Raw genomic sequence first — 18,802 nt, forward strand, 5'->3', positions numbered from 1 at the left:
CCGCGGCGCAGCCGGGCCCCGGGCCGTCCAAGGCCCGGGCCCGGCAGTTCAGCCGGCCTCGGGCCGGTCCGCCCCGGCCGCCGCGTGGCGGAGCTGGTCGATCCCGGTGTCGAGCGCGGCCCTGAGGTGGGCCGAGCTGCCGGTGGACATCATGATCGACACCCCGCCCTGGATCCCGGCCAGCAGGGCGGCCGCGTTCCGGTCGGCGTCCACGGAGGCCGGGATCAGCTCACGGTCCCGGAGCGTACGGATGCCCTCCGCGATGCGCTCCTGCCACTGGCGCATCAGCTCGGCCACGATCGCCCGCGCCCCCGGCTCCGAACGGCCGACCTGAAGGAAGAGCGACCCCAGCGGGCACTGATCGTTCTGGAGCTCGTACCGCTCCACCACCGCGTCCCGCCACCGGTACCAGGACTCCCACGAGTCCAGGCAGTCCAGATGCGGCTGCTGGTCCTCACACCGACGAGAAGACGTTCGACCGTGTCTACGCCGTGAACGTCAAGGCCCCCTACTTCCTGACCGCCGCCATCGCCCCGGCCATGGTGCGGGCGGGAGGCGGGGCCGTCATCAACCTCGGGTCCTGGGTGGCCCGCCTCGGCATCCCGGTCGGCACCCTCTACAGCTCGACCAAGGGTGCGGTGGAGACCCTGACCCGGTCCTGGGCCGCGGAGTTCGGCCCCCGGGGGGGTCAGGGTGAACGCCCTCGCGCCCGGCGTGGTCGTCCCGCCCGCCGCCGAGGGCGAGGCCCACCCCGGCGAGATCATGATGCAGGGCACCCCCGCCGGCCGCATCGGCACCCCGGACGCCATCGCCCACGCCGCCGTCTGGCTGGCGAGCGACGAGGCCGCCTTCGTGCACGGGACGGTGGTGGACGTCGACGGAGGGCGCGTGGGGGCCGCGGTCATCGCCGCCTGAGCGCTGGTCACCGCCGCGCGCACCCGCCCATACCCGTCGACAGTTGGTTGTCCAACGCCTCCAGGAGCCAATCGTGGGCCGTCCCGGGCGTGGGCCCCAGCTCGCCGCCCGGAGCGCCGAGCACCTCGGCTGTCAGCTCCCAGTACCGGTCGATGCGCGGATCGCCGGCGAGCTGACCGGCGAGCCGACGGCGGAATCCTGGAGTGTCACGGATGCCGTACGTGCTCGCGTACGCGTCCACGAACCCGTCCAGCGCCTCACCCGGACCGGGCTCCGTGCCTCGCCGTATCTCCCCGCCCGCCAGGTCGTACGCCGTCGCCAGCCCCGCGTACAGCACGGCCGACTCACGGGCCCCGGCAGCGCTGTGCGCCCTGGGCTGGCACGGGCCGCCGCCGCTCCCTCCGCACGGCCGGGTCACGAAGGCGTACAGCCGGGCGAAGGCGAGCACCTGCTCCGGCCGGGGGTCGTCGGGCGGTTGCGGTACCGCCACCTCCAGGAACGCCCCCACGGCCCGCGCCGGCATCCGGGCGGGCAGCCACGCGCGCCAGAACCGGACCAGCGCGGCGGTGCTCGGCGGAGCGGCCACCGCGCCGACCAGGCGCAGCCGGGCGGGCCGCTCCTCCGGCGGGCAGTCCCGTACGAGCTGGAGCGCGGCCTCCCGCCAGCGCAGGGCCCTGAGCTCGGAGCCGAGTACGCGCAGCCGGCCGTCGACCGCCGCCTCCAGCACATCGGCCGCGTCCCCGGCGTCCTGCTCGTCGAGGACGCTGCGTACGTCGGCCACCGGCAGGCCGAGACCGCGCAGCGAGCGGATCAGGCCCAGCCGCTCCACGGCCTCCGGGGCGTACCTGCGGTGCCCGCCCGCACTGCGGGACGCCTCCGGCAGCAGCCCGCCGTCCGAGTAGAAGCGGACGGTCTTGACGCTGACGCCCGCGAGTTCGGCCAGCTCACCGATCGTGCACAGACCGTCGTGCGACGAGAACACTTGAACCTCCCCCAAGAGGAGTTCCTACGGTACCGGCGAGCGCCGGCGGAGAACCGGGCCGGTGCGCGCACGAGCGTGTGACGAGGAGGAACCATGACCGTATTCATCCTGGTGGCGGGGGCGTTCACCGGCCCGTACGTATGGCGGGACACGGCCGCGCGACTGGTCGCGGAGGGCGCCGAGGTGCATACGGTGGCGCTCACGGGGCTCGGCGGGCGCCCCGCTGCTCCCGGCGAAGCCGTCGACCTGGAGACGCATATCGCGGATGTGCTCGAGGTGATCGACTCGGTGGCGGTGGAGAGCGGCGGCGACATCGTGCTCGTCGGCCACGACTACGGCATCCACCCGGCGCTGGGCGCGGCGGACCGGCGGGCGCGGTCGGTCGCCCGGATCGTCCATCTGGACTCCGGGATGCCCCGGGACGGCGTCCCGGCCCTGGCCGCGGTGCCCGACCAGCGCCTGCGCGAGGAACTCACCGAAGGCGGGGGCGGGGAAAGGGGAGTTCAGGGAGGAAAGGCCGGTGACCTGCCGCCGCCCGCCCGGGACGCGTGGTCCCGTTGGGGGAGCACCGCCGGACTCTCCGAGGTGCAACTGGACGGGCTCACCGCCCTCGCGGCACCGCAGCCGCTGGGCACACTCCTCCAGCCGCTACGGCTCACCGGTGCCGTGGCGGCGGTCTCCGTGACCGGGGTGCTGTGCACCGGCAACGGGCCGGGCATCGAGCTCGTCCAGCTGATGGTGGACCTCGGCGAACCCGCGATCCAGGCCCTCGCCGACCCCCGGGTGACCTTCTTCGAACTGCCCACGGGCCACTGGCCGATGCTGTCCTGCCCCGCCGAGCTGGCCGAGGTCCTGACCGATGCGGCGGCCGGCCGGGGCCACCGGCTGAAGCCCGCCGACGCCGCCGAACCGCCCCCGCATCTGCGCCCGTTCCTCCTCGACGTACCCGAACGCCCCCGCGAACGGACCGGGAACACCGACCTGTACCTGCCCGAGGGGCCGGGGCCGCACCCGGCCGTGGTGTTCGTCCACGGCGGCCCCGTACCCGCCGGGGCACGGCCGACGCCCCGGGACTGGCCGACTTTCACGGGGTACGCCCGGTACGTCGCCGGGCACGGAGCCGTGGCCGCGACCGTGGACCACCGGCTGCACGCCTTCACCGACTACGAGCGGGCCGCCGAGGACGTGGCCGCCGCGGTGGAACGGGTGCGGGCCGACCCCCGGGTCGACGCGGACCGGATCGCCCTGTGGTTCTTCTCGGGCGGCGGCCCCCTCACCGCCGACTGGCTGGCCGCGCCCCCGGCCTGGCTGCGCTGCCTGGCCGTCAACTACCCGATCCTGGCCCCGCTGCCGAGCTGGGGGGTGGCGGATGCACGCTTCCACCCGGTGCGGGCGGTCGCCCGGGCGCGGAAGCTCCCGATCGTGCTGGTCCGGGCGGGCCGCGAAATGGCCGAGATCGCCGCGACCGTGGAGGAGTTCCTGACCGCGGCGAGGCGCTGCGGAGCCGACGTCGAGGTGGTCGACGTACCGGAAGGGCGCCACGGTTTCGAGACCCTCGGCCCGACGGACGAGGCGCGCGACGCCGTACGCCGGGCGGTCGGGGCGGTACTGGCCCGCCTGACCACCTGACCGCCTGACCGCCTGACCATCCGGCGTACGGGATCGGCCGCCCGGATACGGGATACGGGACTACTCGATGACCAGCTCGACGTCGATGTTCCCCCGGGTCGCCTTGGAGTAGGGGCAGTAGGCGTGGGTGGCCTCGACCAGCTGCCGGCCGACCTCTCCGGTGAGGGAGTCCGGCAGCTCCACGCGCATGACGACCGCGAGGCCGAAGCCGTTGCCGTCCTTGCCGATGGAGACCTCGGCGGTCACGGAGACGTCCTTCGTGTCGAGCTTCATCTCGCGGGAGACGGCGGCCATCGCGCTGGCGAAACAGGCCGCGTACCCGGCCGCGAAGAGCTGCTCGGGGTTGGTGCCCTTGCCGTTGCCGCCGAGGGCCGGGGGCAGGGCCAGCGGCAGGTCGATCTGGCCGTCCGAACTCACGGCACGGCCCTCGCGGCCGTTGGCGGTTGCGGCGGCGGTGTACAGCGCGTCCATGGGGTGACCCCTCCTTGTCGGTGCCGCGAACGGATCGCCGCGGTCACGAACACAAAGATTGCACATCATTAAGTTGTGCACAACTCAATGGCGTGGTCGGCGGTACGCTGGTTCCATGACGCCTGCTCCGAACGCCTCGCCCGACCTCCCCGCCGTCCCCGACGAGGAGTTGCTGCGACTGGACCACCAGGTCTGCTTCTCGCTGCACGCCGCGTCGCGGGCGTTCGGCGGCTTCTATCGGCAGGCGCTCAAGGATCTCGGCCTCACCTACCCCCAGTACCTGGTCATGCTGGTCCTGTGGGAGGAGGGCCCCCGGCCGGTCAAGGCCATCGGGGAGCGCCTCCGGCTGGACTCCGGGACCCTCTCGCCCCTGCTGAAGCGGCTGGAGGCGGCGGGGCTTGTCCGGCGTGAGCGCAGCCGTGAGGACGAGCGATCCGTCGTCATCGAGCTCACCGGTGAGGGTGCGCGGCTGCGTGAATCCGCGCTGTCCGTCCCTCGGGGGGTGCTCGCCGCGACGGGCCTGTCCGTGGAGGAGGTTCTCGGACTGCAAGAGGTGCTCGGCCGCCTCGCCACGGCCCTGACGGAAGCCGCCGAAGCCCGGTGACCGCCTAGTGTGACAGTTTCTCTTGTCGTCAAGCGCTTGCGACAGCTAAAGTTGTCGCATGGATGAAACAAGAGCCGTCCCCACCCCGGCCCGCCACGACGAGAACTTCTGGAACGTCGTCATGACACCTGTGGAGCCCGCCTGGAGCGAGCCCGGCGACGACGACTCGTTCGTCATGGACGAGAAGGTGCTCGACGCGGTCCGCGCGCTGGCCGAGCGGATCTCGACGCGTGCGCTCGCCTACCGCACCGCCGGCGAACCGTTCGACGCCGCGCTCATGGCCGCCCCGGACGTCCAACTGGCCACGCTCCGGGCCCTGTACGAAGCCAAGCGCTCCGTCGACCGGCTGGCCGAGAGCGCGGCCACCGCGGCGGGCCGCAGCGGAGCCAGCTACTCCCAGCTGGGCGCGGCCTGGGGCGGCATCAAGCGCCAGTCCGCCCGCCTCAAGTGGCCGCACGCGGTCGTCAAGAGGTCGGCCGGCGAGTCCGTACCCCTCCGGTACGCGGGTGGCTCCGCCGTCATCCACCATGACCCGGGCGTGGACGCCTGGTGGTACACCGCCACGGCGGCCAACCGGCAGGAGGAGGAGTCCGAGGCCGTTCACGCCACGTCGGCCGAGGCCATCGCCCGGGCGACCGATTTCCTCCTGACGCACGCCCGGCCCGCGCCGCAAGAATCCGCATGACCCGGGCCGTGGACGCCCGACGCGACGACAGCCCCGACGAGCCCCGGCGGGCGCAACTGGCCCGCATCTTCGACGAGGACGCGGAGCTGTACGACCGGGCCAGGCCCGGATATCCGCCCGCGCTCTACGACGACCTCGCCGAGCTCGCCGGCGCCCGCCCCGGCAGCCGCGTCCTGGAGGTGGGCTGCGGGACCGGTCAGGCGACGGTGCCCCTGGCCGCACGGGGCTGCCGGATCACCGCTGTCGAGGCCGGACCCCGCATGGCCGCGATCGCCCGCCGCAACCTGGCCGGCGCCACGGACGTGGAGGTGGTGACGGCCCCGTTCGAGAGCTGGCCGCTGCCCCCGGAACCGTACGACGCGGTGGTCTCGGCGACCGCGTTCCACTGGATCGACCCGGCGGTGCGGATGACCCGGGCCGCCGACGCCCTGCGCCCGGGCGGGGCGCTCGCCGTGGTGCGCGGCCAGCATGTCAGGGGCGGCACCGAGGAGTTCTTCGCCGAGGTCCAGCGCTGCTACGAGCGCTTCGACCCGCAGACCCCACCCGGGCTGCGGCCTCCCGCGGCGGCCGACGTCGACCCGTCGGACCACGTACGGGAGGTGGCGCGCAGTGGCCGGTTCGCTCCCACGGTCCTGCGCCGCCACGAGCAGGACCTCACCTTCACCACATCCGGCTACCTGGAGCTGCTGCGGACCTTCTCCGGCCACCGGGCGCTTCCGGAGGCAGCCAGGAACGGGCTGCTGGGGTGCGTCGAGGCCCTGATCGAGGGGCGGTACGGAGGCAGGGTCACCAAGCGGTACCTCTTCGAACTGGCCGTGTCGCACACGCGCTGACGTCCCGTGTCAGACGGTCCGGAGCCCGGCCGGGTGGTGCCGGCTGATGTTCTTCTCCAGCAGGGCGGTCGAGGCCCGCACCCCGACCGACGTACCGGGTGAGAACTCCGGGAGCCGCCCGTCGGCCTCCTTCAGCTCGCTGAGCGCGGTGTCGATGGCGGCGTGCGCGGCGAACAGGCAGGGCGTGCTGTAGATGGCCACCTGGCATTCCAGATCGGTGAGTTCGGAGAGCGAGAGCCTCGGCGACCTGCCGCCCGCGATCTGGTTGAAGAGCAGGGGCTTGTCGTCCATGACCTTGCGGATGCGGCGGATCCACTCGACATCCCGCACCCCGTCGACCAGCACCACATCGGCATCGGTCTCCGCGAGTGCCTGCGCGCGGCGCAGGATGTCCTCCTCCTCGGTGGCGTCGGTGCGGGCCACGACCACCAGGTCCCGCCGGCTCTCCAGGACGAGGTTCAGCTTCTCCAGGTACTCGGCCAGCGGCAGCACCCTCTTGCCGTCCGCGTGGCCGCACCGGCGCGGCCGCTGCTGGTCCTCCAGGATGACGCCGGAGGCCCCGGCCCGCTCCAGCCGCTGCACCACGTGGCAGGCCACCTCCGGGTCCACGTAACCGTCGTCGATGTCGACCAGCAGATGGTGGGCGGGGAAGGCGAGCCGGAGCCGCTCGACGAACGCCACCATGTCCGGCCACGCGATGAAGCCGATGTCCGGCAGCCCGTAGTGGGAGGCGGCGAAGCCGAAACCGGAGACGAAGAAGCCGTCGTAGTGCCGGGCGGCGACCGATGCCGAGTACATGTCGTAGATGCCGACGAGCGGGGTCGTTCCCGGCGTGCGGATCTGCTCGCGCAGCGCGCTTCCGTAGCGCATGTCTCTCTCCTTGGGTGCGGCCGTGCAGCGCGGGTGGCGACGGACGCACCCGGCGATCGGCGTGGGCACTCGCCGCAACCATGATCCTTTTGCGAGTGCTCGCATACGTATACCGGCCCGGGTGTGCTTGAGCCGCGGCGACACGCGGCCCCGACTCGTGCCGCGCGGCGCCGCGTTGACGACGTACGGCGTTGATCGCCCCGCCCCCCGGACAGCCCCGCCCCCCGATAGCACCGCCCACCGCCGGCACCACACCGACCGCACCGGTCACTGTGACGGTCAAGGGTCAGGATCCGTTACCGAAACTCCAGGCCTCGATGTCGCGGTAGCGGATCGGCCCCGGGCCACGGCCGAAGTTGCTGCCGACCAGATGGAGCCGCTCGGCCTCCCACATGCGGCCGGAGAACGCGGCGAGTCCCGCGGCGACCTCCACGGCGGCGCGGTGGTCGCCCCGGCGGGAGCGGGCCAGAGTGAGATGGGGCCGCAGCGGCCGGTCCGGGAAGGAGACACCGCAGGCCTTGACGATGTCGCGTACGTCGGTGGCCAGCCGGTGCAGCCCTTCGAGGTCTCCCTCGATCCCGCTCCACAGGACCCGCTCGTCGAAGTGCCCACCGCCGTGCAGCGCCAGCCGCAGGGGCCGGCGGTGGGCGGTGAGCCCGGCGAGCGGGGGCATCAGGAGCGGGACGGTGGTGAGCGGGAGCTCGCCGAGGAACGCGAGGGTGATGTGCCAGTCCTCGATCCGGTTCCAGCGCAGGCGCGGGTACTTTTCGTAGGCCGGACCCAGCGCCCGCGCCAGTTCGTCCTTGGCGTCGTCGGGCGGGGCGAGTGCCAGGAACACGCGGATCGTCGTGGCCGGTCCACGCTCGTCCACGGCGGGCTCGGCAGCGGCTTCGGGCGGTTCGTTCACCTGCCGTACCGTACGTGGCGGCCCTGCCCCCGGCGCAACACGGGTCTCACCCACGGGGCCTGTGGCCGCCGGTGACGACATGAGGGGGCTCTCCTGGCCGCGCGAGGACGCGCCGTCGGCGTACGGCATGATTCAGGCCCCGCCCTCCCGTCCGGTTCAAGCCGCTGGCGGCCCGGTGGTCACGCCCGGCGCGGACCGGGCGCCCCTTCGGAGCTGAGCCGATGCGGTGCGGTTCGAACGCGTACGAATGGCACCGGCCAGATCCACGGCCCCGGTGACCTGGCCGGTCTACCCGTCGACCGGATAGGTGCCTTAGGCATCCAATGGTGAGGAAGCGCGGAACGACCGGCTCCGCGCGCACGACCGAGCACTGCGAGGCGACCCGATCCCATGACGGAATCCACCACGGACCCGGCCCGCCAGGACCTCGACCCCCACGCCCTTGCCACCGCCCCGGCCCCCGCCACGTCCTTCCCCCAGGACCGGGAGTGCCCGTACCACCCGCCCGCCGGCTACGCACCGCTCCGCGAGGAGAGCCCGCTGAGCCGGGTCACCCTCTTCGACGGACGCCCGGTCTGGGCGGTCACCGGACACGCCCTGGCCCGCCGGCTGCTGGCCGACCCGCGGCTCTCCAGTGACCGCAGCCACCCGGACTTCCCCATCCCGGCCCAGCGGTTCGCGAACGCCCAGCGGCGCCGCGTGGCCCTGCTCGGCGTCGACGACCCCGAGCACAACACCCAGCGCAGGATGCTCATCCCGGCCTTCTCGGTGAAGCGGATCGGCGCGCTCCGGCCGCGTATCCAGGAGACCGTGGACCGGCTGCTCGACGCGATGGAACGACAAGGGCCGCCGGCCGAGCTGGTGAGCGCGTTCGCCCTGCCGGTGCCGTCGATGGTGATCTGCGCACTGCTCGGAGTGCCGTACGCCGACCACGCGTTCTTCGAGGAGCGCTCGCAGCGGCTTCTGCGCGGCCCGGGAGCCGACGATGTCGACAGGGCGCGTGAGGAACTCGAGGAGTACCTGGGCGCGCTGATCGACCGCAAGCGGACCGAGCCCGGGGACGGGCTCCTCGACGAGCTGATCCACCGGGACCACCCGGACGGACCGGTCGACCGCGAACAGCTGGTCGCGTTCGCCGTCATCCTGCTCATCGCAGGACACGAGACGACGGCGAACATGATCTCGCTCGGCACGTTCACGCTGCTGCGCCACCCCGAACAGCTGGCGGCGCTGCGGACCGGCGGGACGACGACCACCATGGTGGTCGAGGAGCTGCTGCGGTTCCTGTCCATCGCCGACGGCCTCCAGCGTCTGGCGGTCGAGGACCTGGAGGTCGACGGGGCGACGATCCGCAAGGGTGAGGGCGTGGTCTTCTCGACCTCGCTCATCAACCGCGACGCCGAGGTGTTCCCCGGCGCCGAGACGCTGGACTGGGACCGCTCCGCCCGCCACCATCTCGCCTTCGGCTTCGGCATCCACCAGTGTCTCGGCCAGAACCTTGCCCGCGCCGAGCTGGAGATCGCGATGCGCACGCTGTTCGAGCGGCTGCCCGGCCTCAGGCTCGCCGTGCCCGCGCACGAGATCCTCCACAAACCGGGGGACACGATCCAAGGGCTGCTCGAACTCCCCGTGGCCTGGTGAGCGGCGTGGGGATCCAGGTCGACAAGGAACGCTGTGTGGGGGCCGGAATGTGTGCGCTGACCGCGCCGGACGTGTTCACCCAGGACGACGACGGCATCAGCGAGGTGCTCCCAGGCCGGGAGTCGACGACCGGGACCCATCCGCTGGTGGGGGAGGCCGTACGGGCCTGCCCGGTGGGGGCGGTGGCCCTGTCGTCCGACTGACGTACCCCCGCTCCACCGCCCCGGGACGCAGAGGGGCCCGCCCCCCCGGGTCCCGTGGCTCGGCACCCAGGTCAACGACAAGCAATGATGAGGCATTTATGATGCCTTGATGCGATCTGCTCCTTGGTGGGCTCTGCTCCCCTCCGGGTGTGCCCCGGTGCTGCTGGTCGGTTCCTGGACGATCGCGCAGCTGCGGCAGGGCCCGGCGTACGACCCCGCGACGCAGACCCTGAGCGTGCTGGCGTCCTACGGGGCCGGCAGCTACTGGCTGATGACAGGCATGCTGCTGGTGCTGGGCACGTGCTACGTGGTCACGGCGCACGCACTCCGGGAGGCGGCGTTCGCCGGACGGGTCGCCCTGGCCGGCGGCGGACTGTGCGCCCTGGCCCTGACGTTGGTTCCGGCACCGAGCAGCGGCGGGGCCCTGGAACACGGGGCCGTGGCCACCGCGGGCCTCGTCCTGCTGGCGGTATGGCCTCCCCTCGCCGCCGTCTCAAGGAAGGGGCCGGTCCCGTGGGGGCTGAGGCTGGACGTGTCGCTCGCCGCGAGCGCGTTGATGGGGGCGACCGCGTTCTGGTTCCTGGCCGAGTTGCAGAGCGGGGGCGCGCCCGGCGTCGCCGAGCGGGTCGTGACGTTCCTTCAGGCGCTCTGGCCCTTCCTGGTGGTGGTCTCCTGCCGGCGGAGCGTGCGCTGACCGGGAGTGCGTGGCCGTAGGCCTGAAGGAGGGGCGGGCTCCTGTCATCAGCGGTTCTCCGCCGCGAAGGGCCCGCCGTCGCCGAACGCGAGGCCGGCGAAGCGTTCGGCGATACGCCGGTGGGTGGCGGGGTCCGGGTGCAGGTCGTCGGGCAGCGGCAGCTCGGCGTGGTCGGTCGCGCCGTAGAGGGCGAGGCCGTCGAGGTGGTGCAGGTGAGGGTCGGTGGCGGCGCGCTGCCCGACGAGCCGGGCCAGCTCGTCCCGGATGACGGTGAGCGTCAGTTTCCCGGCGGCGGTCTCGGCGGGATCCCCGGTGGCGACGAACCGCAGCCGCCCCTCGCTCATCGCGCTGAAGTCCGGGGCGCACGGGCCGGGCGTGTTCTCGTGGATGGGGCAGAGGATCGGCGAGACGACCAGCAGGGGCGTGGTGGGGTGCCCCTCGCGGATGGTGTCGAGGAACCCGTGGACGGCCGGGCCGAACGCGCGCAGCCGCATCAGGTCGGCGTTGACGAGGTTGATGCCGATCTTGACGCTGATCAGGTCGGCCGGGGTGTCCCGTATGGCGCGGGCGGTGAACGGGTCGAGGAGGGCGCTGCCGCCGAACCCCAGGTTGATCAGCTCGGCCCCGCCGAGAGCCGCCGCCAGTGCCGGCCAGGTGCCGGTCGGGGTGGCGGCGTTGGAACCGTGGCTGATGGAACTGCCGTGGTGCAGCCAGACCGGCCGGCCGCTGGGCTGCGGGGGGTGGACCGGCGCGTCGGTGCGCAGGGCGACGAGTTCGGTGGTCTCGTCGTGCGGCAGCCAGATCTCGATGCGCTTCTCACCGTCCGGCAGGCCGGTGAACCGCAGGGTCTCCACGGGACCCGGGCGGCTGTGCGCGGTCCCCGAGGCCAGGTCGACGGTGAGCGTGTCGCCGTCGGGCGCACTCGCCCGGCCCGCGAGGTGACCGTCCACGAGGAGCTCGTACACCCCGTCGGGGCGCGGCGGCGCTCCCGGGTAGACCCGCTTGGTGGCGACGACGTCCAGCTCGACGGCGGTGGCCCGGCTGCGGAAGGCCAGCCGGACCCCGGAGGGCTGCGACTCGGCCATGGCCAGCTGTCCGTCGGGGATCTGCTCCCGGGCGTGGGCGGGCAGCCGGTGGGGCAGTACGCCGCGTCCGGTGCGCTCCAGGTCGAGGGCGCCGCGCAGGACGTCGAGGGTGATGGGGGTGGCGGTCCACCCGTGGTGGGTGTTCATCTTCTTAGCTCTTCTCGCAGGGTGAGGGTCAGGAGGGGGCGGGCCAGTTGCGCAGCAGGGCGTCGAGTGCGCCCAGGATCTCGGTCCAGCTCTCCTGGGAGGCGGGGGCGCTGTGGCTGAACCCGCCGGCCGCCTCCAGGCCGACGTAACCGCTGAAGACGCTGCCCAGCAGCCGTACGGCATGCGTCTGCTGGACCTCCGTCAGGTCGTAGCCGCGCAGGATGGCCCGCATCATCCGGGAATGCCGTACGCCGGCGCTCGCCGCTGCCGCATCCGGGTCGAGCCGGAACCGGGCCGCGGCGAAGCGGCCCGGATGCCGGCGGGCGTAGTCGCGGTACGCGTCGGCGAAGGCGCTGAGCGCGTCCTTGCCGGCCCGCCCCGCGATCGCGGCGGCCGCCACGTCGGCGAGCTCTTCCAGGGCGAGCAGTGCGATCTTCGTCTTGAGATCGTGGGCGTTCCTGACGTGCGAATACAGGCTCGCGGTCCTGACGCCCAACCGCCGGGCGAGTTCGGAGGGGGTCACCTGCTCGAAGCCGATCTCGTCCGCGAGCTCGGCCCCCGCTCTCACCACGCGCTCCGCGGCCGGTCCTGCCTTCGCCATGCCACCCTCCGAACACTTCCCAGTGATTGCCTAAGGAAATATACATTTGCCTAATGATTTTAGGCAAAATAGCGTGGCTGTCATGAAACCGCTGACCGAGCAAGAGATCCGTACGTCGTTCGTGAACTGCACCAAGGGCGAGGCCAAGCGCCTGAGCATCCCCCGTGACCTGGCCGAACGGCCTTGGGATGACCTGGACTTCCTGGGCTGGCGCGACCCGCAGGCCCCCGACCGGGCCTACCTCGTCGCCGGCTGGGACGACCGCCCGGTCGGCGTCCAGCTGCGCTCCTCGGACGCCGGCTCCTGGCAGACCCGCCGCAGCATGTGCTCGATGTGCGTGACCGTCCACACCGGGGGAGTCTCCCTACTGGTGGCCCCGAAGTCAGGGAAGGCCGGCCAGCAGGGAAACTCGGTCGGCGCCTACATGTGCAGCGACCTGGCCTGCTCGCTCTACGTACGCGGGAAGAAGGACGCGGGCGTCGGCGCGCGGCTCAAGGAGTCGCTCACCCTGGAGGAGCAGATCCAGCGGACCGTGGGGAATCTCGCCGCGTTCATCGCCAAGGTGACCGGCTGACCCCCGAGCCCCCATACATCACGGGGGTCGCATCCGGTCGCCGCGATCAGGCGGGGAAGGGCGCCGCCCGGCGTGCCGAGCGGAGCGAGGTCGCCCACCAGGCCAGCTGGTCGAGCAGCGTCTTGGCGTAGCCGGGGCCTCGGGTGCGAGGGGGCGGCCGTCCTGCCAGGTGGTGAAGTAGTTCGGGCAGGCGAGGCCCTCACGGATGGTCACCGCGTGCAGTTCCGTCAGGACGTTCTCCAGGTGCAGCACCGCGTGCCGGCCGCCCGCGGCACCGCCGTAGCTGACGAAGGCGACGGCCTTGGCCTCCCACTGGGTGAAGTGCCAGTCGATGGCCGCCTTGAGTGAGGCGGGGTAGCTGTGGTTGTACTCGGGCGTGACGACGACGAACGCGTCGGCGCTCTCCAGGGCGGAGGTCAGCTCCGCCATCCCGGCGGGCCGGGGGTAGGCGTCACCGGCGTACTTCGGCGATGCGGCGGGCAGGGCCAACGGGAGGTCGGAGTCGGCCAGATCGACGACGGTCACGTCGAACGCACCGTGCGTATCGGCCTGTTCGGCGACCCATGAGGCCACGGCCGGGCCGAACCGCCCCTCCCGGACGCTTCCGATGATGATCACGAGCTTGGGCTTGTTGTCCATGACCACCACGATCCGGACGCGGCGCGACTCCCGCCAGACCGTGCTCAGGCTGGCCCCCGCAGGGCCACCCTGGGCGCTCCCGGGGCCGGGGGAGGACGTCGTATCCTCCCGGGCATGGGTTCGCCGTTGGGGGATTTCATCCGGGCCAGGCGCGACAGCGTCCAGCCGCAGTCGTTCGGGATGCCGGACTGGGGGCGCCGCCGGGCGCCGGGGCTGCGGCGCTCCGATCTCGCCGCGCGAGCGGGCGTCAGCGTCGAGTACCTGACCCGGCTGGAGCAGGGCCGTGACCGCAACCCCTCGGTCGCCGTGGTGAACGCCCTCGCCGACGCCCTCGCTCTGGACCTGCCGGACCGCGAGCACCTGCGCTATCTGTCGAAGATCACCGGCGGCGAGTGCACGGCGCACACCCGGGCCGAGCCACCGCGCCGCGATGTCCGTCCGCCGGTTCTGCGGACACTCGGCCTCCTGGAACCGGGCATCGCCATGGTGACCAACCGGCTCGGCGACGTCCTCGCCCGGACCACCGGCTTCGACGCGGTGGCCAGGGACACCGGACTGCTGGACGCCGACACGCCGAACCTCACCCGTTACGTCTTCACCGACCCCCGGGCCCGTACGTTCTTCGCCGACTGGGACGAGGCCGCGGACGAGCGGGCCTTCGAGCTGTGGCACGGGCCTTCGGGGGTGAGCTTCGAGTGGTTCACCGCGGAACTCGCCCCCGCCGCGGGCCCCGAGCTCACCCGCCGTCTGAACCGGCACGTGGTTCCGCGACGAAGGCCTCTGCGGCTCCACCACCCCTCCGGGTGCGAACTGGAGCTGGTCCGCGAGACCCTCGAACTCCCCGAGGACGCCCAGCAGCTGGTGGTCCTCCTCCCGGCCGACGAGGCAACGGCCCGGGCGGTCGACGGGCTCACGGGCCGCACCGCCGGCCGACTGCGGGCGGTCTGAACCCCTCCGGCAGCGGCGCCACCGGGTTACGGCAGCCGCTTGCGGGCCGCCTCGACGACATCGGTGACGCTCTCCACCGTGCTGCCCGCCACATCACCGACCCGGCCGGCGGCGGCGTGCGCCTGGTGGGCGACGGCGTCGGAGGCATGACCGGCGGCATGGCGGGTGCGGTAGGCGAGCGAGGGCTTGCCGTGGGTGTCGGCGGCGGCGATGAGGAGCCCGCCGAGCAGGGACGCGTTCTTGAGGAACTGGATCCGCTGGGCCGCGCGCTTCTCCGGGTCCTCGATCGTCCAGAAGCTATGGGCGGCCAGCGTCGTCGGCACCAGGGTCACGGCGAGAGCCGCCGAGGCCAGCCGGGGCGCACGCCCCAGCGCGAGCAGGAGGCCCGCACCGAGCTGTACCGCGCCGTTCAGGCGTACGAGGCTCTCGGGATCTTCCGGCAACAGGGACGTCCGCCGTCCGATCGCCGAGGTCACGCGATCGGTCACGGGCTCGGCGACAGGAACCAGGGGCGCGGGATGGCGCACCGCGTTATATCCGCCACTGACGAACATCGAGGCGAGCAGGGGCCGGGCGACTTTACGCAGAACAGTCATGACGGTCGGCTGCCCCGCCACGCGGAGAAGCACACGCTTCCACGCCCGGCGTCCGTCGTTCGGCGGCAGTTCGCAGAGGGCCGCCCCCCTCCTGACGGGGAAGCCCGCAGAGGGCCGCCCTCTCCTGACGCCGTCTGGTGCCGCGTGGTGCCATGAGCAGGCGCCGTGGCGTCATGTGGTGCCACCTGGTGCTGTTCGGCGCCATAAAGGCTTGCGAATGGCGCCACTGTGATGCCATCATGGCGTCATGGACCTCACTCCGTATGTCGACTCCCTCCGCCGCGAACTCGCGGTGGCCGCCGAAGCCGGCGGCGACGAAGCCCGTGCGCTGGCGGAGAGGCTCACCGCCCCTCTGGAGTCGGCGACCAGGCTGACCATGCTCCATGTGCTCTCCGCCGCGATGGACGAGATCACGCGCGAACTCGCCCCCGGTTCCGTCGATGTGCGGCTGCGCGGGCTGGACCCCGACTTCGTGGTGACGCTGCCGCAGACCGGCGACGGGGCCACCCCGGAACCGGCCGAGCCCGTCCAGCCGCTCAAGGCCCCGGCCGACGGCGACGAAGGCCCTGCCGCCCGGGTCAATCTGCGTCTGCCGGCCCACCTCAAGGCCCGCGCCGAGGAGGCCGCGGCCGGTGAAGGGCTGTCGGTCAACGCGTGGCTGGTCCGGGCGGTGGCGTCCGCCGTCGAGGGTGGCGCCCGGCCGCGTACGACGGAGAAGACCCGGACCGTCGGGCAGAGCTTCACGGGCTGGGTGCGCTAGCCGCCCCGGCTCCGTACCGCTGCCGCTCCGTACCACTTCACGTACACACCACGTCCCACCAGCGGGGACGTCTCCAGCACCCATGAGGACGGGACAGCCATGCCTTCTTTCGACACACCCGAACCGATCTCGGTCACCGCACATGTGGAGGCCGGTTCCATCCACTTCACCGCGGGCGACGGCCCCGCCACCGTCGTGGACGTACGGCCACGGGACCCGAAGCGGGACCAGGACGTGCGGACGGCCGGCCAGACCGGGGTCACGTACGCGGGCGGCACGCTCACCGTGAGGACGCCCAAGCCCGGACTGCTCGGCCGCACCGGCACCGTCGACGTGACGGTCGGACTGCCCGCGGGATCACACGCCGAGGTGACCGGCGCCTGGCTCCAGGTGTTCGGCGAGGGCCGGCTCGGCGAGGTCCGCGTGAAGACCTCGTCCGGCGACGTGCGCCTCGACACGACCGGCCCGCTGAAGCTGACCGCGTCGCACGGCTCGATCACCGTGGACCGGGTCGAGGGCGCGGCCGAGATCGCCACCAGTTCCGGGAGCGTGCGCGTCGGCCTCGTGGACGGCCCCGCCGTCCTGAAGAACTCGCACGGCACCACGAGTGTCGAGGAGGCCAGGGGCGACCTGCGGGTGAGCGGCGCCAACGGCGACATCCTCATCGCGCGCGCCGAGGGCTCCGTCACCGCCACCGCCGCCAACGGCACCCTGCGCGTCGCCGAAGTGTCCTGCGGGACCGTGCAGTTGGAGACCTCCTACGGTGCCATCGAGGTCGGCGTCCGCGAGGGCACCGCCGCCTGGCTCGACGTCAGCTCGGACTCCGGCCAGGTGCGCAACACGCTGACCGCCTCGAAGGCCCCGGAGGAGAGCGCGGACACCGTCAAGATTCGCGCCCGCACCCGGTTCGGCAACATCGACGTCCGCCGCGCCAGGCCCTGACCGGCAAGGGCCGAGAACTGACCGGCGGGGACCGCTCGAACGGCTCGTCGGCTCTCACGTCATCCGCATACGAACTCTCACATCAACCGCACGCGAAGGGGAGAACCCCATGCCTGTATCTGTCATGCCCACATCCAGCAGAGGTGGCGCTCATCCGCCCCTGCCCGCGGTCTCCGCCGTCGGTCTGCGCAAGGCGTACGGCGACCACACCGTCCTCGACGGCGTCGATCTGCACATCCCGGCCGGATCGGTGTTCGCCCTGCTCGGGCCGAACGGCGCCGGCAAGACCACCCTCGTCAAGATCCTCTCCACGCTCATCACCGCCGACGGGGGACAGGCCCAGGTCGCGGGCCACGACATCACCGCCTCCCCCGACGGGGTACGGGCCGCGATCGGCGTCACGGGGCAGTTCTCCGCCGTGGACGGGCTGATCACCGGCGAGGAGAACATGCTCCTCATGGCGGACCTGCACCACCTCCCGCGACGCGAGGGGCGCCGGATCGCGGCGGAACTGCTGGAGCGACTCGGCCTCGCCGACGCCGCGAAGAAGCCCGCGCAGAGCTACTCGGGCGGAATGAAGCGCCGCCTCGACATCGCGATGACCCTCGTCGGCGCCCCGAGGATCATCTTCCTCGACGAGCCGACCACGGGCCTGGACCCGCGCTCCCGGCACACTCTGTGGCAGATCATCCGCGAACTCGTCGCGTCGGGCACCACCGTCTTCCTGACCACCCAGTACCTGGAGGAGGCCGACCAGCTCGCCGACCGTATCGCGGTGCTCAACGACGGCAGGATCGCCGCAGAAGGCACCGCCGACGAGCTGAAGCGGCTCATCCCCGGCGGACACGTACGGCTGCGCTTCCTCGGCCCGGCCGCGTACCGGAGCGCCGCGGCCGCGCTCGGCGACACCGTCCAGGACGAGGAGGCGCTCACCCTGCGGATCCCGAGCGACGGCAGCCAGCGTGAGCTGCACGCCCTTCTCGGACGGCTGGACGCGGCCGGCATCGAGGCGGACGAATTGACCGTGCACACGCCCGACCTGGACGACGTGTTCTTCGCCCTGACCGGCTCCACGGCGCCCGACCGATCCCGCCGGCCCGTTCCGTCCCGCCGGCCCGACCGGCCCGGCGAGCAGCCCGACCAGCCCACCGGGCCCCAACAGTCCACCGGGCCCCACCAGTCCACCGAGCCCCACCAGCCCAAGGAGGCCGCCCGATGAGCTCTCTCTCCCTCGCCGTACGCGACTCGTCCACGATGCTGCGCCGCAACCTCCTGCACGCGCGGCGCTATCCGTCCCTCACACTGAACCTGCTGCTCACGCCGATCGTCCTGCTGTTGCTCTTCGTCTACATCTTCGGCGACGCGATGAGCTCGGTCATCAGCGGCGGCCAGGGCCCGGACCGCTCCGCGTACATCGCGTACGTCGTCCCGGGCCTGCTGCTGATGACGATCGGCAGCACCGTGGTCGGCACGGCGGTGTCCGTCTCCAACGACATGACCGAGGGCGTCATCGCCCGCTTCCGTACGATGGCGATCCACCGCCCGTCGGTACTCGTCGGCCATGTCCTCGGCAGCGTGCTCCAGTCGGTCATGAGCGTGATCCTCGTGGGCGTCGTCGCCGTGGCCATCGGCTTCCGCTCCGTGGACGCGACCGCCCTGGAGTGGCTGGCGGCCTTCGGGCTGCTGGTCCTCTTTGCCACGGCGCTCACCTGGATCGCGGTCGGCATGGGCCTGGTCAGTCCGAACGCCGAGGCCGCGAGCAACAACGCGATGCCGCTGGTCCTGCTGCCACTGCTCTCCAGCGCCTTCACGCCGGTCGGCTCCATGCCCGGCTGGTTCCGGCCGATCGCCGAGTACCAGCCGTTCACCCCCGCCATCGAGACCCTGCGCGGGCTGCTGCTCGGCAGCGAGATCGGTGCCGACGGGTGGCTCGCCGTCGCATGGTGCCTGGGGCTCGCCGTGCTCGGCTACTTCTGGTCGGCCGCGAAGTTCGACGGCGACGCGGCATGACCGAGCCTGCCCGGCGACGGAACTCCGTCGTCCGGGCAGGCTCGGGTTCAGCGCGCGGTGGGTGCG

General features: G+C 72.5%; 20 protein-coding genes and 3 pseudogenes. 14 read left to right on the forward strand and 9 right to left on the reverse strand.

Annotated elements, in window-relative coordinates; genetic code table 11:
- Positions 1-48: 48 nt before the first annotated feature.
- Positions 49-471 (reverse strand): annotated as a pseudogene (locus R2B67_RS35485) (TetR family transcriptional regulator C-terminal domain-containing protein); the annotation flags it as partial.
- On the opposite strand from R2B67_RS35485, the pseudogene R2B67_RS35490 reads away from it, so the two are divergent.
- Positions 459-915, forward strand: a pseudogene (locus R2B67_RS35490) (SDR family NAD(P)-dependent oxidoreductase); the annotation flags it as partial. The pseudogenes R2B67_RS35485 and R2B67_RS35490 sit on opposite strands and share 13 nt — an antisense overlap.
- Positions 916-922: 7 nt before the next feature.
- On the opposite strand, the gene R2B67_RS35495 reads toward R2B67_RS35490, so the two are convergent.
- The gene (locus R2B67_RS35495; RefSeq protein WP_317824686.1) at positions 923-1,897 is read right to left on the reverse strand and encodes a MerR family transcriptional regulator; all 975 of its coding nucleotides are present in this window, start codon (positions 1,895-1,897) and stop codon (positions 923-925) included.
- 93 nt (positions 1,898-1,990) lie between these two features.
- Here R2B67_RS35495 and R2B67_RS35500 point away from each other — a divergent pair, with 93 nt between their 5' ends.
- Positions 1,991-3,526 (forward strand): alpha/beta hydrolase, encoded by a 1,536-nt coding sequence (locus tag R2B67_RS35500; protein WP_317824687.1) that lies wholly within the window; start codon positions 1,991-1,993, stop codon positions 3,524-3,526.
- A 60-nt stretch (positions 3,527-3,586) separates the two neighbouring features.
- Here R2B67_RS35500 and R2B67_RS35505 read toward each other — a convergent pair whose 3' ends face one another.
- Complete coding sequence (locus R2B67_RS35505) at positions 3,587-3,997, reverse strand: Ohr family peroxiredoxin (protein ID WP_317824688.1); 411 nt, start codon at positions 3,995-3,997, stop codon at positions 3,587-3,589.
- Between the two features lie 115 nt (positions 3,998-4,112).
- Here R2B67_RS35505 and R2B67_RS35510 point away from each other — a divergent pair, with 115 nt between their 5' ends.
- The 3 genes from R2B67_RS35510 to R2B67_RS35520 are packed head-to-tail and all read left to right on the forward strand — an operon-like array spanning position 4,113 to position 6,119.
- On the forward strand, positions 4,113-4,601 hold the full coding sequence (locus R2B67_RS35510) for a MarR family winged helix-turn-helix transcriptional regulator (RefSeq protein WP_317824689.1): 489 nt from the start codon (positions 4,113-4,115) through the stop codon (positions 4,599-4,601).
- A 58-nt stretch (positions 4,602-4,659) separates the two neighbouring features.
- Positions 4,660-5,286 (forward strand): hypothetical protein, encoded by a 627-nt coding sequence (locus R2B67_RS35515; RefSeq protein WP_317824690.1) that lies wholly within the window; start codon positions 4,660-4,662, stop codon positions 5,284-5,286.
- Positions 5,283-6,119 (forward strand): class I SAM-dependent methyltransferase, encoded by an 837-nt coding sequence (locus R2B67_RS35520; RefSeq protein WP_317824691.1) that lies wholly within the window; start codon positions 5,283-5,285, stop codon positions 6,117-6,119. The genes R2B67_RS35515 and R2B67_RS35520 overlap by 4 nt, the downstream gene beginning before the upstream one ends.
- Before the next feature lie 9 nt (positions 6,120-6,128).
- Here the strand turns inward: R2B67_RS35520 and R2B67_RS35525 are convergent, their stop codons facing one another.
- Both R2B67_RS35525 and thpR read right to left on the reverse strand, forming a co-directional pair.
- A complete protein-coding gene (locus R2B67_RS35525; RefSeq protein ID WP_317824692.1) occupies positions 6,129-6,989 on the reverse strand; it encodes an isocitrate lyase/PEP mutase family protein in 861 nt (286 codons plus the stop codon).
- Positions 6,990-7,275: 286 nt separating this feature from the next.
- Positions 7,276-7,896, reverse strand: a complete 621-nt coding sequence (gene thpR, locus R2B67_RS35530; protein WP_317824693.1) for an RNA 2',3'-cyclic phosphodiesterase — start codon at positions 7,894-7,896, stop codon at positions 7,276-7,278.
- A 390-nt stretch (positions 7,897-8,286) separates the two neighbouring features.
- Here thpR and R2B67_RS35535 point away from each other — a divergent pair, with 390 nt between their 5' ends.
- The 3 genes from R2B67_RS35535 to R2B67_RS35545 all read left to right on the forward strand — a co-directional run bounded on the left by R2B67_RS35535 (position 8,287) and on the right by R2B67_RS35545 (position 10,434).
- Positions 8,287-9,537: a cytochrome P450 gene (locus R2B67_RS35535; RefSeq protein WP_317824694.1), complete on the forward strand. Its 1,251-nt coding sequence runs from the start codon at positions 8,287-8,289 to the stop codon at positions 9,535-9,537.
- Positions 9,534-9,740, forward strand: a complete 207-nt coding sequence (locus R2B67_RS35540) for a ferredoxin (RefSeq protein ID WP_317824695.1) — start codon at positions 9,534-9,536, stop codon at positions 9,738-9,740. Before R2B67_RS35535 ends, R2B67_RS35540 begins: the two co-directional genes overlap by 4 nt.
- Positions 9,741-9,849: 109 nt before the next feature.
- Positions 9,850-10,434, forward strand: a complete 585-nt coding sequence (locus R2B67_RS35545) for a DUF998 domain-containing protein (protein WP_317824696.1) — start codon at positions 9,850-9,852, stop codon at positions 10,432-10,434.
- Between the two features lie 47 nt (positions 10,435-10,481).
- Here R2B67_RS35545 and R2B67_RS35550 read toward each other — a convergent pair whose 3' ends face one another.
- Both R2B67_RS35550 and R2B67_RS35555 read right to left on the reverse strand, forming a co-directional pair.
- Entirely contained in the window at positions 10,482-11,666 is a 1,185-nt protein-coding gene (locus R2B67_RS35550) for a GDSL-type esterase/lipase family protein (protein ID WP_317824697.1), read from the reverse strand.
- A 28-nt stretch (positions 11,667-11,694) separates the two neighbouring features.
- A complete protein-coding gene (locus R2B67_RS35555; protein WP_317824698.1) occupies positions 11,695-12,267 on the reverse strand; it encodes a TetR/AcrR family transcriptional regulator in 573 nt (190 codons plus the stop codon).
- A gap of 82 nt (positions 12,268-12,349) precedes the next feature.
- On the opposite strand from R2B67_RS35555, the gene R2B67_RS35560 reads away from it, so the two are divergent.
- A complete protein-coding gene (locus R2B67_RS35560; RefSeq protein WP_317824699.1) occupies positions 12,350-12,841 on the forward strand; it encodes an FBP domain-containing protein in 492 nt (163 codons plus the stop codon).
- Between the two features lie 46 nt (positions 12,842-12,887).
- Here R2B67_RS35560 and R2B67_RS35565 read toward each other — a convergent pair.
- Positions 12,888-13,480, reverse strand: a pseudogene (locus R2B67_RS35565) (NADPH-dependent FMN reductase).
- Positions 13,481-13,594: 114 nt separating this feature from the next.
- Here R2B67_RS35565 and R2B67_RS35570 point away from each other — a divergent pair.
- The gene (locus R2B67_RS35570; protein ID WP_317824700.1) at positions 13,595-14,428 is read left to right on the forward strand and encodes a helix-turn-helix domain-containing protein; all 834 of its coding nucleotides are present in this window, start codon (positions 13,595-13,597) and stop codon (positions 14,426-14,428) included.
- 26 nt (positions 14,429-14,454) lie between these two features.
- Here the strand turns inward: R2B67_RS35570 and R2B67_RS35575 are convergent, their stop codons facing one another.
- Positions 14,455-15,024, reverse strand: coding sequence for a DoxX family protein (locus tag R2B67_RS35575; RefSeq protein WP_317824701.1), 570 nt, complete (start codon positions 15,022-15,024; stop codon positions 14,455-14,457).
- A gap of 247 nt (positions 15,025-15,271) precedes the next feature.
- Here R2B67_RS35575 and R2B67_RS35580 point away from each other — a divergent pair, with 247 nt between their 5' ends.
- The 4 genes from R2B67_RS35580 to R2B67_RS35595 all read left to right on the forward strand — a co-directional run bounded on the left by R2B67_RS35580 (position 15,272) and on the right by R2B67_RS35595 (position 18,736).
- A complete protein-coding gene (locus R2B67_RS35580; RefSeq protein WP_317824702.1) occupies positions 15,272-15,784 on the forward strand; it encodes a toxin-antitoxin system HicB family antitoxin in 513 nt (170 codons plus the stop codon).
- A 99-nt stretch (positions 15,785-15,883) separates the two neighbouring features.
- Positions 15,884-16,726, forward strand: coding sequence for a DUF4097 family beta strand repeat-containing protein (locus R2B67_RS35585; protein WP_317824703.1), 843 nt, complete (start codon positions 15,884-15,886; stop codon positions 16,724-16,726).
- A gap of 109 nt (positions 16,727-16,835) precedes the next feature.
- Positions 16,836-17,945: an efflux ABC transporter ATPase subunit, DrrA-related gene (locus R2B67_RS35590; protein ID WP_317824704.1), complete on the forward strand. Its 1,110-nt coding sequence runs from the start codon at positions 16,836-16,838 to the stop codon at positions 17,943-17,945.
- Positions 17,942-18,736: an ABC transporter permease gene (locus R2B67_RS35595; RefSeq protein WP_317824705.1), complete on the forward strand. Its 795-nt coding sequence runs from the start codon at positions 17,942-17,944 to the stop codon at positions 18,734-18,736. The genes R2B67_RS35590 and R2B67_RS35595 overlap by 4 nt, the downstream gene beginning before the upstream one ends.
- The last annotated feature ends 66 nt before the right edge of the window (positions 18,737-18,802 follow it).

The organism is Streptomyces cyaneofuscatus (assembly GCF_033109485.1).
GTDB lineage: Bacteria > Actinomycetota > Actinomycetes > Streptomycetales > Streptomycetaceae > Streptomyces > Streptomyces cyaneofuscatus.